The 16,318-nt window shown below is 49.2% G+C and carries 12 protein-coding genes; 7 read left to right on the forward strand and 5 right to left on the reverse strand.

Annotated features, from left to right (window positions below; translation table 11 throughout):
- Positions 1-8 precede the first annotated feature (8 nt).
- Complete coding sequence (locus tag FIU95_RS18820; RefSeq protein ID WP_152455476.1) at positions 9-458, forward strand: DUF6326 family protein; 450 nt, start codon at positions 9-11, stop codon at positions 456-458.
- A 512-nt stretch (positions 459-970) separates the two neighbouring features.
- On the opposite strand, the gene FIU95_RS18825 is transcribed toward FIU95_RS18820, so the two are convergent.
- From FIU95_RS18825 to FIU95_RS18835, 3 genes are all read right to left on the reverse strand, one after another.
- Positions 971-1,951 carry an alpha/beta hydrolase gene (locus FIU95_RS18825; protein ID WP_152455478.1) on the reverse strand — a complete coding sequence of 327 codons (981 nt, stop codon included), beginning with the start codon at positions 1,949-1,951 and terminating at the stop codon, positions 971-973.
- Positions 1,952-2,070: 119 nt separating this feature from the next.
- Positions 2,071-3,135 carry a class II fructose-bisphosphate aldolase gene (gene fba / locus FIU95_RS18830; RefSeq protein WP_152455480.1) on the reverse strand — a complete coding sequence of 355 codons (1,065 nt, stop codon included), beginning with the start codon at positions 3,133-3,135 and terminating at the stop codon, positions 2,071-2,073.
- A gap of 87 nt (positions 3,136-3,222) precedes the next feature.
- Complete coding sequence (locus FIU95_RS18835; protein WP_152455482.1) at positions 3,223-4,386, reverse strand: phosphoglycerate kinase; 1,164 nt, start codon at positions 4,384-4,386, stop codon at positions 3,223-3,225.
- Positions 4,387-4,856: 470 nt separating this feature from the next.
- Between FIU95_RS18835 and FIU95_RS18840 the strand changes: the two genes are divergently transcribed.
- The 3 genes from FIU95_RS18840 (at position 4,857) to FIU95_RS18850 (ending at position 10,230) form a co-directional block, all read left to right on the forward strand.
- Positions 4,857-5,255, forward strand: coding sequence for a globin (locus FIU95_RS18840; RefSeq protein WP_152455484.1), 399 nt, complete (start codon positions 4,857-4,859; stop codon positions 5,253-5,255).
- Positions 5,256-5,588: 333 nt separating this feature from the next.
- Positions 5,589-8,408, forward strand: a complete 2,820-nt coding sequence (locus tag FIU95_RS18845; RefSeq protein WP_152455486.1) for a pitrilysin family protein — start codon at positions 5,589-5,591, stop codon at positions 8,406-8,408.
- A 319-nt stretch (positions 8,409-8,727) separates the two neighbouring features.
- On the forward strand, positions 8,728-10,230 hold the full coding sequence (locus FIU95_RS18850; RefSeq protein WP_152455488.1) for a S8 family serine peptidase: 1,503 nt from the start codon (positions 8,728-8,730) through the stop codon (positions 10,228-10,230).
- A gap of 512 nt (positions 10,231-10,742) precedes the next feature.
- On the opposite strand, the gene FIU95_RS18855 is transcribed toward FIU95_RS18850, so the two are convergent.
- Positions 10,743-11,630, reverse strand: coding sequence for an SPFH domain-containing protein (locus tag FIU95_RS18855; protein WP_152455490.1), 888 nt, complete (start codon positions 11,628-11,630; stop codon positions 10,743-10,745).
- Positions 11,631-11,780: 150 nt separating this feature from the next.
- Here FIU95_RS18855 and FIU95_RS18860 point away from each other — a divergent pair, with 150 nt between their 5' ends.
- Both FIU95_RS18860 and FIU95_RS18865 read left to right on the forward strand, forming a co-directional pair.
- Entirely contained in the window at positions 11,781-12,011 is a 231-nt protein-coding gene (locus FIU95_RS18860; RefSeq protein WP_152455492.1) for a DUF350 domain-containing protein, read from the forward strand.
- 4 nt (positions 12,012-12,015) lie between these two features.
- Positions 12,016-12,840 (forward strand): transglutaminase domain-containing protein, encoded by an 825-nt coding sequence (locus FIU95_RS18865; RefSeq protein ID WP_152455494.1) that lies wholly within the window; start codon positions 12,016-12,018, stop codon positions 12,838-12,840.
- An 84-nt stretch (positions 12,841-12,924) separates the two neighbouring features.
- Here FIU95_RS18865 and FIU95_RS18870 read toward each other — a convergent pair whose 3' ends face one another.
- The gene (locus tag FIU95_RS18870; RefSeq protein ID WP_253868743.1) at positions 12,925-15,318 is read right to left on the reverse strand and encodes a zinc-dependent metalloprotease; all 2,394 of its coding nucleotides are present in this window, start codon (positions 15,316-15,318) and stop codon (positions 12,925-12,927) included.
- A gap of 199 nt (positions 15,319-15,517) precedes the next feature.
- Between FIU95_RS18870 and FIU95_RS18875 the strand changes: the two genes are divergently transcribed.
- Positions 15,518-16,288, forward strand: a complete 771-nt coding sequence (locus tag FIU95_RS18875; protein ID WP_152455496.1) for a DUF2884 family protein — start codon at positions 15,518-15,520, stop codon at positions 16,286-16,288.
- Positions 16,289-16,318: the final 30 nt, after the last annotated feature.

Below are 16,318 nucleotides of genomic sequence, written 5' to 3' on the forward strand. Positions count from 1 at the left end.
GAAATATCATGAGCAACAAAAAAGAAACAAGAAAAATAACAGACAGGTTAGCTGACCCTTATGTCAATGTGAAAATTAAAATATCTGCATTGTGGGCTTCAGTAGTGTTTTGTTACATATACGGTGACTTCTTTGGGTTATTCAGGACAGGAAAAATTGAGAGAATTATAGATGGCTACGGTCCATTCGGTACGGTTACGCAAGGCTCACTACTGTCAGTGGCGATAATAACATCAATTCCATGTGTCATGGTTGCACTATCTTTAATGTTAAAACCGAATATTTCCCGATGGCTTAATATAATTGTTGCCACAATATTCATTATATTCTTAGGTGCCACAATGCTCATATCATCATGGTATTTCTATTTTTATCTGGGCTTTATTGAAATACTCCTAAAGCTAATGATTATTTGGCTGGCATGGCAGTGGCCTCTAGAAGACCATAAAGACACATAGAAAACATTAAAGAGCGCAGCAACAATAAAACCCCGCACTCACATACGATCATTTACCATATAATTTTAGTGTGAGTGCAACACAATAAATATAAACCCACCCAAACCTAACGCATAAACATTTCTATGATAAAGATGCAAACCCCGCCCGAACATTTATATTTTCTTCATGCCCCCCTAAAACCTGCTAAGGAATTTTAGCCAAAACTAATTTGAAATATTCTCCATATTTCCACCATGATTAAGTACTTTACCTATCGCAAACATAGTTACTTTTACTCGGAAGTTGTAAACCCCACCAACATCATATTCCACTACGAATATTTTGGAACTTATCAAATTTGGTAATATGGCCCAGAGAAACTCGATTTTTATAAATTAATGCTGGTCATTGTGACTACTAGCTAAATCAAAAGAGCTATCCAAACCACTATAAAGCCTCTTTATTCATAGTGTGAGAAGACCAGTGGAAAATCTGCATAAATAAAATGGAGAATAAGAGGCTCACATAGCTTATCTATTCAACCAGTCATCCATAGCGGCCAGTATCTGATGCCTATAGGGCTGGGTTTCATTGATCATCTGGTGACGGGCACCGCGAATCAATACTCGATGACAGTGTGGAAAACGATCGCGGATTGCGCGCATATCATAGCGCCAATCGACAGTGGCATCACCGGTACCCTGGACAACCAAAATTTTTCGGGGATTACGCGCAGTTTTAGGGAAGGTCTTGATCCAATCTACCATGGCGCCGAGCCAGCACATGGAAATTACTCTGGATTGCAGAGGATCACGCAAAGCCTGACGCCGGGAAAACTCGGCATCGTGGGTATTTATTGTGAACTTGCGGCTGGGTTCGTTAATAAACAACCGCCCCAGATAGTACTTCCATTTCACTATGTGCCAGTTGGCCGGTCGCACCAGAGGAGCCAATAAAAAAATCTTATCCAACGGTTGCCGGCGACTGTACTGCAAATGCGCCAGTAATGCCGCCCCACCAGTGCTCTGACCCAAGGCGTGCCAGGGTTTGGGCAGCTTGTCTTCAGCGATGGATAAAAGACGGTCAAACACTTGGCGATATTGCAGGAAAGTCTGGATAGCAACTCGCTCGCCACTGGAGAGGCCATGGCCGGGAAAATCGAAAATTACCACATTGAGATTACGCTCGAGACCGAAGCGAATTGCGGGGCCATAAATACCAGTATGATCGAAATAACCATGACAGATAAACAGCGTACCGCGAGGTTTTTCTACCAGCCAGTACTGGGAAACCAACTCAAAACCCGCCGCTGTGAAAGTGCCAACGCCCGTTTTATAAGAGAGAGGAAAATGTAAATCGTAAAAATTCCGATAATCCTGCATTTCAGTCAACAGCGGTGCCGTGTCATTGGCAAAGTCGAGCTGCGGCAACTTTTGCCGTAAAGCCGAATAGTCCGGGCGTTGAGTTACCGGGCTGCTTTCGTAAACGCTGATGTCTTGCAAGGTTTCCATTGAACCAATGGTACTGCATTTTTGCCAGGGAGGAAGAGGCTGGGTGAGTGAACAGTGACTTATCTATTAAAAAGGCGGGCACAATGCCCGCCTTTCCTACCTACAAAAGAAGTAAGCGCTTACTTAATTTGCGGCTCCAGCTCTCCAGCTGTATAACGCTGGCTCATAGCATCGAGGCTAAGTGGGCGAATCTTGCTGGCTTGACCGGCGGTGCCAAAGGCCTCGTAACGCGCAATACAGATTTCCTTCATCGCCTGCAAAGCAGCTTTGTAGAACTTGCGCGGATCGAACTCAGACGGGTTCTCGGCCAAGAAACGGCGGGTGGCGCCGGTGGAGGCGAGACGCAAATCAGTATCGATATTGACCTTGCGCACGCCGTGTTTGATACCTTCGCAAATCTGCTCAACCGGCACACCGTAAGTTTCGGGGATTTCACCACCGAACTCATTGATTACCGCCAGCCACTCCTGAGGTACAGAAGAAGAGCCATGCATTACCAGGTGGGTGCCTGGGATACGCGCATGGATTTCCTTGATACGGTCAATAGCGAGGATGTCGCCAGTAGGCGGACGGGTAAACTTATAGGCACCGTGGCTGGTTCCACAGGCAATTGCCAGGGCATCTACCTTGGTTTTTTGTACGAAGTCAGCGGCTTCTTCCGGATCGGTCAACAGCTGATCGTGAGACAGCTTGCCCTCTGCACCAACGCCGTCCTCTTCGCCGGCCATGCCGGTCTCCAGGGAGCCCAGGCAGCCCAGCTCACCCTCAACAGAAACACCACAGGCGTGGGCCATATCCACCGAACGCTGGGTAACATCCACATTGTATTCGTAGGAAGCCGGAGTTTTACCGTCCTCACGCAGGGAGCCGTCCATCATCACGGAGCTGAAACCCAGCTGAATAGAGCGCTGGCACACTGCCGGGCTAGTGCCGTGATCCTGGTGCATAACCACTGGAATTTCCGGGAATTCCTCGATAGCGGCCAGGATCAGATGGCGCAGGAAGGGCGCACCTGCGTATTTGCGCGCTCCGGCGGAAGCCTGCACGATTACTGGGGAGTCGGTTTCCTTAGCCGCCTCCATAATCGCGCGCATCTGCTCCAGATTGTTTACGTTAAAGGCCGGTACGCCGTAACCATGCTCCGCGGCATGGTCCAGCAATTGGCGCAGGCTGATAAGAGCCATAATAAATTCCTTTCTCGTCTACTCGTCGTATTTGTAATTTTTTGCTTTTATCGCACTCCGCACTAAGCGGAGTGCATTATTGTGTGCTCAGTCTTCGGCGCGGGATTCAAGGATCGCCACTGCAGGCAGTTTCTTGCCTTCCACATATTCCAGGAAGGCGCCGCCGCCAGTGGAAATATAGGACACTTTGTCGGCAATACCGTATTTATCCACAGCCGCGAGGGTGTCACCACCACCGGCGATAGAGAAAGCATCGCTATTGGCAATAGCCTTGGAAAGATGCTCGGTGCCAGCACCAAACTGATCGAATTCGAATACCCCTACAGGGCCATTCCAAATAATGGTCTTGGCGCCTTTGAGAATCTCTGCCAGTTTTGCAGAAGACTCTGGACCAATATCAAAAATCATATCGTCCTCAGACACAGCATCGGCGGCTTTAGTTTCCGCTGCGGCTGTCGCGCTGAATTCCTTACCGGTGACGACGTCGACGGGTACAGGAATATCGCATTGCTGCATCAGACTCTTGGCGGTATCCACCAGGTCATGCTCACACAGAGACTTGCCCACCGGTTTACCGCTCGCGGCGAGGAAAGTATTGGCGATACCACCACCCACAATCAGCTGATCTACTTTATCCGCCAAGCTCTCCAGCACGGTGAGTTTGGTAGAGACTTTAGAGCCACCCACAATCGCTACCAGTGGGCGGGCAGGTTCTGCCAGGGCTTTCTCCAGGGCATCCAGTTCTGCTGCCAGCAGAGGACCGGCACAGGCAAGAGGGGCAAACTTGGCCACACCATGCGTGGAAGCCTGGGCTCGATGTGCGGTGCCAAAAGCATCCATTACGAATATGTCGCACAGTGCCGCATAGGCCTTAGCCAGCTCTTCGCTGTCTTTTTTCTCGCCGGCATTGAAGCGCACGTTCTCCAGTAACGCCACCTCGCCATCGGCTAGCTCGACGCCATTGCGCCACTCCTTGATCAGGGCCACTTCGCGACCAAGTAGTTCACCCAGATGCGCGGCTACCGGGGCTAGGGAGAATTCCTCTGCATACTCACCCTCTGTAGGGCGGCCCAGGTGAGACATCAGCAGCACTTTGGCTCCAGCATCAATGGCGGCCTGGATAGTGGGGAGCGCCGCGCGAATACGGGCATCAGAAGTTACCCGGCCATCTTTTACCGGTACATTCAGGTCCTCGCGAATTAGTAGGCGCTTACCCGCAAGCTCCAGATCTGTCATCAATTTGACCGCCATTCACCAATCCTCTTCTACTTCGATTAACTGAAAATGTGGGCGCGGAGTATATCAACTGCGCCGCACCGCTGCCGACAGGAAAACAAGGAAAAACATGGCAGATTCACTCATAAGACCGGAAAAGGCAGGGATTCCCCTAGAGACTGTTTGTCCAAAGCACTGCCAGACACCAAACGCCAAACCTGAAACCCCATCCATATAAGCCAGCTACACATACGACTCGACGTTTTTGATGGGAAACTTGTACCAAGTACTCAATAAACAGATATAGCTTCAGGTACAGGCTCTGTCCCTGCTGCCAGTATGCGGTCCTCGAATGCTCCAATTCCGCACTGTAACCTATTGATACGAAAGTTCTTTTCGCTCAAAAGCCACGCCGCTAGAATTCCCGCCCCCTTCAAAAGCACAACTAAACAGGACCCGGCGTATGTCACAGTAACGGCGGGGGCACATAAGGAGATTAATTACCGATGGAACAATCCGACAGCGATATGGTTTTTCAAAGTTACGGACGCTGTTGTAACAATGAGGAATTCTTTAAGGATTTTTATGATCGCTTTATGGGCAGCTCTGCAGATATTCGTAACCTGTTTGCCAATACGGATATGAAGGCTCAGCGCCACCTACTGCGCAACGGCATCATGCAGCTGGTGCTATACGCCCGCGGCATGTCCGATACCAAGCTGCGCGCCCTGGGTAAAAGCCACGACCGAACTGGATACAATATTCGTCCCGAATGGTACCGCCTATGGCTGGATGCGCTTATAGCCACCCTGCGCCAGCATGACAGTGAGTTTTCTCCAGAAATTGAAGCCGCCTGGAACCGTGCCATCACGCCGGGAATCGATATTATTCGCCAAGCCTACTAAGCCGCCAGGCTATAGAGAGCTATCTGAAGAGGGAGCCATCTGCGCGTAAACCAACGTGTTTGCCAGACGCTCCCTCGCCCGCTATAAAACCCAGCATTTCCGCTAGAGTATTTGAGAATCTTTAAAGGCTTACAATAGACCTATCGCCTGAGCCTTTAATTGTGTCGCACAGGTAGCCTTGCCATAAACTAGCCACCCTAAGAAAGCGACCCTTGATTTATTTTTTCAAAATGATTTAACCATCAGCAGCCCTAGCTAGCGATAGAGCCTTTATTACCAGTTACTCGAAAGTTGTTTAAACACGAGTATCAAATAATTCGACAAGGAAATCTTATGAAAATTGTACGAAGGTACAGCATCCCACTGGCACTAGCATTGGCCATATCCGCTTGTGGGAAAGCGCCGTCAAGTGATAATCGCGAAGCGAACTCTCCTGACCCCACCCTAGCTTCCACAATAAGTACCACAGACCCACTTTCCATCAATTACGAAAAATTTACCCTGCCGAATGGTCTGCGCGTTATCGTGCATGAAGACCGCAAAGCCCCCATTGTTTCTGTGGGCGTCTGGTATCACGTTGGCTCCAAGGATGAAAAGCCTGGACGCACAGGTTTTGCCCACTTATTTGAGCACTTGATGTTCAATGGCTCGGAAAATTACAACGACGAGTACTTCAAACCTTTTGAGCAGGCCGGTGCCACGGGAATGAATGGCACCACTTGGCTGGACCGTACCAATTATTTCGAAACTGTACCGACTAACGCCTTGGATATGGCCCTTTGGATGGAATCGGACCGTATGGGCCACCTGCTGGGGGTTATCACTCAGGAAAAACTCGATGAGCAACGCGGGGTCGTTCAGAACGAAAAACGCCAAGGGCAAAACCAGCCCTATGGAAAGGTCTGGGAACGCATGCAAAAGGCGATCTACCCAGCAAACCACCCCTACTCCTGGACCACCATTGGCTCGATGGAAGACCTCAATGCGGCAACTCTTGAGGACGTGCATGAATGGTTCAAACAATACTATGGTGCGGCCAATACCGTGTTAGTTTTGGCTGGCGATATCGATGTGGAAACGGCTAAGGCTAAGGCGAACCATTACTTTGGCGATATCCCCGCTGGACCGCCGTTAATCAAGAAAAAAGCCTGGATTGCCAAGCGGGAGCAATCAAGCCGCGAGCAAATGTTTGATCGCGTAGCCCAACCCCGTCTTTATAAAGTCTGGAATACACCCAACCTCACCCATGAAGACGCCAATGCTATTGCCCTGGCCGCAGCGATACTCGGAGATGGCAAGAATTCACGCCTGTATAAACGCCTGGTTTATAAAGATCAAATCGCCACCAACATCAGTGTTGGCCTGCATGAATTCGAACTCTCTTCCATCTTCCCTATTACCGCAGACGCTAAGCCCGGAGTAGCACTTGCTGAGGTCGAGGCGGCCATTGAGGAGGAGTTAGAAAAGTTCCTCAGCGAGGGACCAACTCAGGAGGAACTGGCCAGGGTTAATATGAGCGATTATGCCTCAATGGTGCGTAACCTCGAGCAAGTCGGTGGCTGGGGCGGTAAAGGAGTACTCCTTGCGCGCGGAGAGCTCTATCAGAGCAACCCCAATGCCTACCTGGATGCACTGACTGAAAAACAAAAGATCACCACTCAACAGGTTCGCAAAGCCGCACAGAAATGGCTATCCAGCGGCGATTACAATCTTGAGGTTCTGCCCTTTCCCGAATATGACGTGGCTAAAAGTGGGGCTGATCGTAGCAAGCTCCCCGAAACAGGTAATTTCCCCAGTGTGCCCTTCCCAAAGTTACAAACTGCCGAACTTTCCAACGGTCTTAAAGTAATCCTGGCTGAACGAAATTCAGTGCCTGTTGTGGATATGCGCCTGCAGTTTGATGCCGGCTATGCCGTAGATCAAGGCAACAAATTGGGCACTTCCAGTTATGCCATGTCCATGCTGAAAGAAGGCACCGGCAAGCTGGATGCCCTGCAAATAAGCGCGAGAGAAGAAATGCTGGGTGCGCATATCAGTGCAGGGGCTGACATCGACACTTCTACTGTGCGCCTCAACGCATTGAAGACCAATCTAGATGATTCGGTAGCATTATTCGCCGATATTGTTATGCACCCGGCTTTTTCAAGAGAGGAAATTGAGCGCAAACGAGCGCGCTGGATCGCAGCTATTCAACAAGAAAAGACCCGCCCTGTTCAAATGGCACTGCGCAGCTTGCCGCCATTACTCTATGGAGAAGGGCATGCCTATAGCGTACCGTTTACTGGCTCCGGTACAGAGGCATCTATTGAGTCACTCAATCGCGATGACTTGGTGAACTACCACCAAACCTGGCTTCGCCCAGACAATGCCACCCTTATTGCCGTTGGTGATATCAATCTGGAAGCACTGACACAAAAACTGGAGCAACATTTTGGCGACTGGAGCGCACCAGAAAGCCCGCTGCCCCAGAAAAACCTCGCTCAGGTGGCGCATCCCCAAAAAGCCAGTCTGTACCTGATCAATAAGCCCGACGCAGAGCAAAGCATTATCATTGGTGGCTTACTGGCACCGTCTGAGAAGATTGCCGAGCGCGATGCAATGCATATGATGAATGATATTTTCGGAGGGACATTTACCGCACGCTTGAATATGAACCTGCGCGAAGATAAGCACTGGGCCTACGGTGCCTACTCTTTTTTGACCGGAGCAAAAGGCCAACAACCACTAATGATTTATGCCCCAGTGCAAACGGATAAAACCAAAGAATCCCTGATGGAATTACAGACTGAGCTACGCAGTTACATAAGTAGCAAACCCGCACGGGAGGAAGAGTTGCAAAAGGTCAAAGACAAAAAGGTCAATGAATTGCCTGGCAGCTTCGAAACTATTAAAGCTGTCGCCAGCGCAGTTTCGAATATGATCACTTACGACCGCCCACTGGATTATATGGATAGCTATACAGACAAAATCCGGGAAGTCAATCTATCAACCATACATAAGTTGTCCCAAGACACCATTAAGCCGGATCAATTTACCTGGGTGATTGTTGGTGATAAAAGGAAAATTGAGAGCGGTCTTCGAGAGCTTAATATTGGCAAAATTATAGAACTCGACATCAATGGCAAACCAATCGAAAAGATAACCCTCAATTAACCCGCGCTTAAAGTAGTTAGACGCAGCAATGCGTCTAACTACTAATTTATGTACAAGCAATCTGAAATTTAAATACTTAAGTAGTATTTTTTATTTTTAAACCCGCCGTAAATAAACGTTTTTAAAAGAAAACCTTTCAACAAAAAAAGCGCCAAGTTTAGCCAACTGAAAAAAAGTGTATTTTTTTATATAAAAAGGTCGTTTTTTATTTCTCAAAAACCAAAAGGTTGTTATTTTTCATGTCGGGGAGGGCGGGATTTACTTCTCGCAAGGATTTTTCCTCTCCAAAAATAAAATAATATCTGTTAAGGAGTAACTCATGAAAAAGGCCCTTTCGATATTTGCCAGCGGTGCCCTGGCTTTTAGTTTCGCAATATCAGCCAGCGCCGAAGACAAGCGCTATATCGTCACATTCAAGGAAGGCAAGGGGGAGGCCGTCAGGTCTCTGGTACAACAAAATGGAGGGCAAAGAGCCCTTGAAATTCGCAACCACAACGCCATGGCCGCACACCTTCCGGCAAAGGCACTGATGGCACTGCGCAGGAACCCAAACGTTGCCTTTATAGAAGAGGACCTCAAGCGTTATCCCCTGTCCCAGGAGATGCCTTATGGTATTCCTATGGTACAGGCAGACCAACTCAGCGACCTGCAGGCCGGCAACCGCACCGTATGTATCATTGACTCCGGTTACGACCTGGGACACGAAGACCTGTCAGGTAACGCGGTTACTGGTAGCAGCGACCCAGATGGTGCCGGCAACTGGTATGAAGACCAAAATAGCCACGGCACCCATGTAGCTGGCACTATCGCCGCTATGAACAACGACACCGGTGTTGTAGGGGTAATGCCAAACAGCAATATCAATTTGCACATCGTCAAAGTCTTTGGTGCAGACGGATGGGCCTACTCTTCATCGTTGATTGCCGCTGCTGAAGAGTGTGCAGCCAATGGTGCAAACGTGATTAATATGAGCCTCGGTGGCGACAGGGCAAACTTCTTTGAGAGACGCGGCTTCGATAACCTCAACAAGCGTGGCATTCTCTCTGTTGCCGCCGCAGGTAATGATGGCAACACCCGTCATAGCTACCCGGCTTCTTACAACTCCGTTGTCTCCGTAGCAGCGATCGATAGCAATAAAAACATCGCTGGTTTTTCCCAGCAAACCAATCAGGTTGAACTCGCAGGCCCTGGAGTTCAGGTACTTTCCTCTATTCCCACTGGCAGTGGCCAGGCAGCCACTTTGGAAGTAGCCGGCACTGCAGTCGAAGCCGCAGCAATGGCAGGTACCCCCACTGGCGTTATCACTGGAGCCCTGGAAGATTGCGGAACGGCTGAATCTGCTTGCGTCAGCGCAGCAGGAAAAATCTGCCTGATTCAACGCGGCAATATCAGCTTTGCTGAAAAAGTCCTGAATTGTGAAGCCGGTGGCGGTGTTGGAGCGATCATTTACAACAATGTGCCCGGAATGCTTTATGGCACCCATGGTGGCGTGGAGACCCATATTCCTTCCGTGGGTATCTCCGATACCGATGGCAGCGCCTTGTTAACTCAACTGGGTGCCAGTGCGACTATCGAAACCGAAGCTAACGATTATGCCTACTTTAACGGTACATCCATGGCGACCCCACATGTTGCTGGCGTTGCTGCTTTAGTTTGGAGCCATTACCCGAACTGCAGTAATTCAGAAATCCGCACTGCCCTGCAGGCTACTGCAGAGGATTTGGGTGATTCGGGCCGAGATAATGCTTATGGCTATGGTTTGGTCCAGGCCAAAGCCGCCTTTGATTACCTGGCAGCCAACGGTTGTACTGGCTCCATGTAATCCTTAGCAGGCCTTTCCTGTTTGGGGGAGCGACTTGCTCCCCCTCAGGCACCAGTTATTCACAGTGAATAAATATCCTGGCCAAGTATTTAAATTATAATATTCATTACAAAGCCGGAAGGCAGGAGAGCTTTGATCTCCCAGCTCTTATCTATCAACCTTGGTTTCAGGTAATAACTGCAATTTCCTTATGCTGCAAGCAGATCAACCTGCAGCCCCATGAATAACTCTTCCCGAGTTAGGGTATCTATTTATTACCACGCGTCACCAGTCACTTTCTGAGCCTTATACGCTTGACGATGCCTTGGATCCACAAGCTTATTTGCTTTCCCTGGGCGATATCTTCAGTGTGAAAAGGCCCATTAATAAAGACTGAAAATTTAATTATTATTAAATCGTGCCCAACAAAAAGAAAGAGCACAAAAATAAAGAAAATATTAGGTAGCAGATATTATCCAGTGACTGAAATATGAAAGAGACTGAAATTGCTTTCAGCCTCTTGTTACTATTTCTTATTTACCTGCCACCCGTTTTACCTGATCATTTAGCACTGCATGCTGCATACCTATAGTCCCCAGAGCTTCTACGGGGAGGAAAACCTTGTTATTCGACTCAGCCATTTTATCGAGGACTTCCAGAGTCCTATAGGCTAAGTATTTATCAGTTACTGACTTGGCCAACAAGTCATTGACTTCTTTTTGGCCAATCGCCTTTTCACGGGCAATAGCACGATTCATCTTTTCCCGCTCCAGATCGCGCTCCATTTGTATTTTTTGAATTTGAAATTGTGCTTTTTCCTGCTCTATCAGCTCACGTCGCTCAGCTGCGCGCTCCTTTGCCTGCGTGATGACCTTGGGGAACTGGATATCGGCCAGACCCAGGCGCTTAACCTCAATGGGTGTACCTTTGAGGGCTTTAGAAACCTCACTAAACAACTCGTGACTGAGGGACTCTCTACTGGAAGCAATCTCATTGATGGAATATTTAGCTACCACACGGCGCACTACATCCCGAATTACCGGCTGAGCATAAGTTCCATAGACACGATTTACCGAAATATTATTATTCTCTGGAGGAATACGGTCGAAGACACTATCAATGGCATCATTGCTGATGGCACCAGTCATGCGAATATCAAAGCTCATATTAAGCTGGTCTTTGGGCATAAAGACCTTGAATTTTTCCAGATGACCAAAATCTGCAATTGTCATTGTGACCAACCTGTCACAGTAAAACATACACATATCCAGGCGAAATTTAGAAGGCGGTACCACTTCGGGCTTATAGCCACTCTCAGTTAATACTTTTCCCACATGCGCAGGCGGTACTTCCACTCGCTCACCACATGCAGACACTAAAAGAAGAGAGGCGATCAGACCCAAGACTGAAACAAAACGCATTGTTAACACCATGCAATGAAAAAAATAAGATATTGCAATTATACATGTACAACAAGGCGGAGTAATAAGATGAAAGATGCTACAATCTGTATAAAATTTTTTTATCTTCCTGAAAAATTAAACTTAAATTCAACTTACTGAAATAAAGACATGCAACTGGAATTCATCACCGCAACGCTATTTAATCTCGGCATCAACCTGCTTTACACCATATTAGCCCTTTTTGTTGGAATCGTTGCCTTAATAACCATTGATAAAAAATTACTGCGCACAGTGGATATTGAGGGCGAGCTGAAAAACGGCAATATTGCGGTCTCCATCTTTGCCTCCACAATTTTGATTTTTGTTGCCATCATCATTTCTTTTGGCTTAAAAGGATAGAGCTGTGAGCCGATGGATAGCCCCGTTGTTCATTTTCTCTACGTTGTTAATGCTACCGGAGATTTTCCGCAATACCGTACACAATCCAAGCGCGCGTACTCCAGCAGGCCAGCCCCTTACATCCGCAAGTAGAGCCTATAGTTCTACCTATACTTCCATAATGGATCGCCAGAACGGGGTCGTGAGAGTCACGGGTACCAGTTATCCACTATCCGAGAAAACCATCCAACAAGTGGTAGCCAAACGCTCCCTGGAGGAGAGCGCCCATGTTTCTATTTGGAACTGGCAGGGGTTAGAGGCCGTCACGGCTTCAGCGCGCGGTTTGGATAAACAGCATCATTTTGCCAATAGCTATCTGGTAGGCTTTAAGCCCTTCCAAACCCGGGAACTTTGGGTACCGCTATATACTCTGGCAATGCAGAAGGAGTATCAGTACGACCACCTGCAGTACGCTGGCCTTTCCGATATATGGCAGACATCCCGCCAAGCTTATTTTCAAAAACGCGGTGACTGTGAAGACCATGCAATCTTACTGGCCGACTGGTTGATTGAACTTGGTGTGGATGCACGAGTGGCATTGGGTACACATAAAGGCCAGGGGCACGCCTGGGTGGTAGCTATAGTGGACAACCAAGAATATCTGCTAGAAGCCACCAGCAAGCGACGTCAGGCCAGCTGGCAGGCGATGCCGCTGGCGGCCCTGGCTGAGGGTTATGAAGTGGAATTCCAATTCAATCGCAACTTCTTTTGGGCAAAGCGTAATTCCGCATCCACAAGAAAGTATCGCGGTATTCACTGGATAAAAAAATCCCAGTTTATTCGCAGTTGATCCTGCCTGGGAATTCACCCGGAAATTTACCGGGTGAATTAATTAAAACCCCAAGCTCAATGTTTAACAATATCTAGGCAGGACTCAAATTGGTGATCCCGGCGGCATCGCCTTGATATCCTCGGCCCTGACTTCCAGTTCGCCGCGCATGAATGACTCAATACGCTTAGCCTGGAAATAATAATGTGCGTTGTATCCCTGCGTATCTTCACCAAATAACTTTTTCTGCCCAAGTGCCACTTGGAATTTGGCCAGCTGCAACTGCGCCTTAGCCCTTACCGATTCTGCAGCAGTGCGGTCACTGGCGAGCAGCATTAGATGCTGGATATATACATGATTGGCGCGCTGGTGAATCGCCGCCTGCAAACCCGAATACGGTGCATCATGCAAAGCTAACGTAGTGAGCCGCTCCAATAAGCTGTCGAAAGCAGGAATCTCACTACTGCGCGCGTTTTGCTGATCCATACGCGCCGCCCGCTGCGTGTCCAATAGAATCGACAGGGTATGACCCGCTGCGGCCTCGGCCAAGGCCACTGCATCAAACGCTACGCCGGTATGGGAGGGAAAACTCTCCCTGGTCCGTTCATAACCATAAGACTTAGGGGGAATCAGCTGAAGAACCTGTTCCGGCAAGACCAGAAATTCTGGTGATAAGGTTCCCACTAGCGTATCTATGGCTTGCTGCTGACGTTCTGCGGGCACGAGTGTGTAGCTATTCTGCTCAGCACCGTTATATAAGTAATCGTAATCCAACCCACCGATCAACTTACCCACCGCTTCCGCCTGATAGCGATGCCCGTAATAAACCGGTACCAGTGTCTCCTCCAGGTCGGAACGGGGTGCAGATTTAGGATTTGCCGCACGGGAAAAATTCTCCAGGGCGTGGCGGCGCAACTCTGTCAGACGGCTGAATTCCTCCAGGGGGTCTCTGCCGTTATCCCACAAGTGAGAAGAAGCATGAGCATTGTTGATCACGCGGGAATCTGGATCGGAGATAAAACGCAGTTTTTGTTCCCCTGCCTCGGCAATGATCCTATCCAGATAGGATTGCTCCTCCTCGCCATTACCGTAGCCATAGCGAATTGCCAGCTTATCCCAAGCGCCGATACCAGTGGCATAAGCCTTGGAGAAATCCAACTCCGTGCCCAATAAAGAAACCAGCGGCGCCGGATAATCCATTACCGAAGCGCGCTCCGCTGCACTCGCGGCAAAATTATGGGCAAGGCCCAGTGTGTGGCCCACTTCGTGGGCTGATAGCTGGCGAATACGAGCCAGCGCCATAGCCTTTAAGGCCGCAGTATCAGCAGATTCGTCGGAATATGGTTGTAGCAACCCCTGGGCGATCAGGAAGTCCTGACGCACACGCAGGGAACCAAGAGTAACATTACCCTTTAAGATTTCGCCGGTACGGGGGTCAAACACGGAGTAACCATAAGACCAGCCACGCGTGGAACGGTGCACCCAGTTGATCACGTTGTAGCGCACATCTAGGGGGTCCGCGTTTTCCGGCAGGATTTCCACACGGAAGGCATCCTTATAACCGGCTGCGGTAAAAGCCTGGTTCCACCAGCTGGCCCCCTCTACCAACGCACTGCGTACCGGTTCTGGTACACCTGAATCCACGTAGTAGACAATTGGCTCAACCACTTCATCACTACCCGGTTTTTTCTCTAGACGGTGCCGGTAGATAAAACGCTGATCCAGAGGTTGGTCGATTGCCGAGGCGTAATCGCGGAAAGTGAAAGGAAAATAACCGCTGCGACTGTGGAACACTCGCGGCTGGTACTCTCGATCGGGAAGTTCGATTAAGGAGATATGCTGGCGTAGGGAAACCAGAGTCGGGGTTGGCACCACCTCGCGCAAATATTTACCGGGTTTGCTACCGGAAAAGGTCAGCTGAGCCTCAAACTCGCTGTTCTTGGGGAAATTCTTAGTGCGCGGTAAAAAGATCGCGGACTTGGATTTATCCACAGAATAACTGCCCTGCTCCGCCTGTTTCAGGCGAGCCCCAATACCGTGCTGATCACTAAGCAAAAAGGGGGTGAAGTCCACCAATGTAGCACCATCATTTTGTGCTAAAACTTCAAATCCCCAGAGCACTGAAGAGGCAAAAGCCTCTTCTACCGCACGGCGCTCTGCCAGATTTTCAGACTCAGCGCGGTAGTGAGCGTTTACCTGGTGCAAGAGTACCTTGTTGCCTACACGCTGGAACTTCACCAAACGGCTCTCACCCACCTGGTTGCGGTCCAAGCCCACTGGGTTGGACCCCAGCCCCTGAGCCAGGCCGGTGAGAAGCAGCAGTTCACGCTCAAACGTATCGATCTGCAACAGCACTCGGCCGCTATCCTCATCCCAGTAGAAATTGTGATACCCACTGTATTTACGCATATCCGCCGTATACTCGGCGATACCCTCGGCTCGAGCTACTGTGCTTAATAGCACCAGGCACAGAGCCATCAAATGCCTACTGAATGACATTTGCCGTCCCCCAATTTTTAATTATTAAAAGCCAATACCCAGCGGTACCCTGACCACATCTGGATTGCGGCCAAGGGTAGCATTTAGAGCAACCCCAATCTGTACAAAAAACAGGCTAAAAAATTTTTCTTACCTTCTGCATCCATTTGCACTTCCCGTCTCGTCTGAAAGGGAAAGGCACAAAAACAGAGATTCAACTATGTGGAAACCACTTGCGATTTCAACACTGATTGGTTTGGGTGGAGCAGGACAGGCAATGGCACACGGGTCCATTCATATCGATACCGACAACTGTGAGTCAACTCTCGACTACACAGTAAAAGTGGGGCCCGACTTCTTCGAAGTGCACGAGGATGGGGATAAGCAACAGTTGGTGTACTTCCATTCACCGGCACAGCTACTGGTAAATGGAAGCCAGATAACTCTGGATGCCCAACAACAACAATTGTTGCAAGAGTATCGCCAAAAACTACACATCGCCGGCCGCGACACCCTTTTGGTTACACTGGAAGCCGTAGATATCGCCATGGACGGATTGTCTATCGCTATCAGTGCCCTCGCGGGCCCGGATCACCCAGAGAACCAGGAGCTTAAACAATTCTCTGCGGATTTAATCCAGCGTACCGAGGATCGCCTCAATCGTGAGGGGGAAATTTACTATCTCGGCGATACTGAGATTGGCAACTTTATAGATGAGACAATCTCCAAAGAGTTTGAACCCCGTATCGAACGCCTGGCCAAGGATGCCGCAGGTACTATCGCCTGGCACGCTCTCAAAGCCGCCTTCACTGGCGGACAGAGTATAGAGGAGCGCGCTACTGAACAGGCAGAACAGTTACTGGAACAACGTTCAGAACAGATTGAGCAAACTGCCGAGCAACTTTGCGTCTCTCTGCAGTCCATCGACCAACTGGAAACACAAGTACATCAAGCCGTGCCCGAGCTGGGCGACTATGATCTGGTCAAATAGTATTACTGCCAACCGGCCTTAATTTTATCC

Source organism: Microbulbifer sp. THAF38, assembly GCF_009363535.1.
In the GTDB taxonomy this organism is placed as follows: Bacteria; Pseudomonadota; Gammaproteobacteria; order Pseudomonadales; family Cellvibrionaceae; genus Microbulbifer.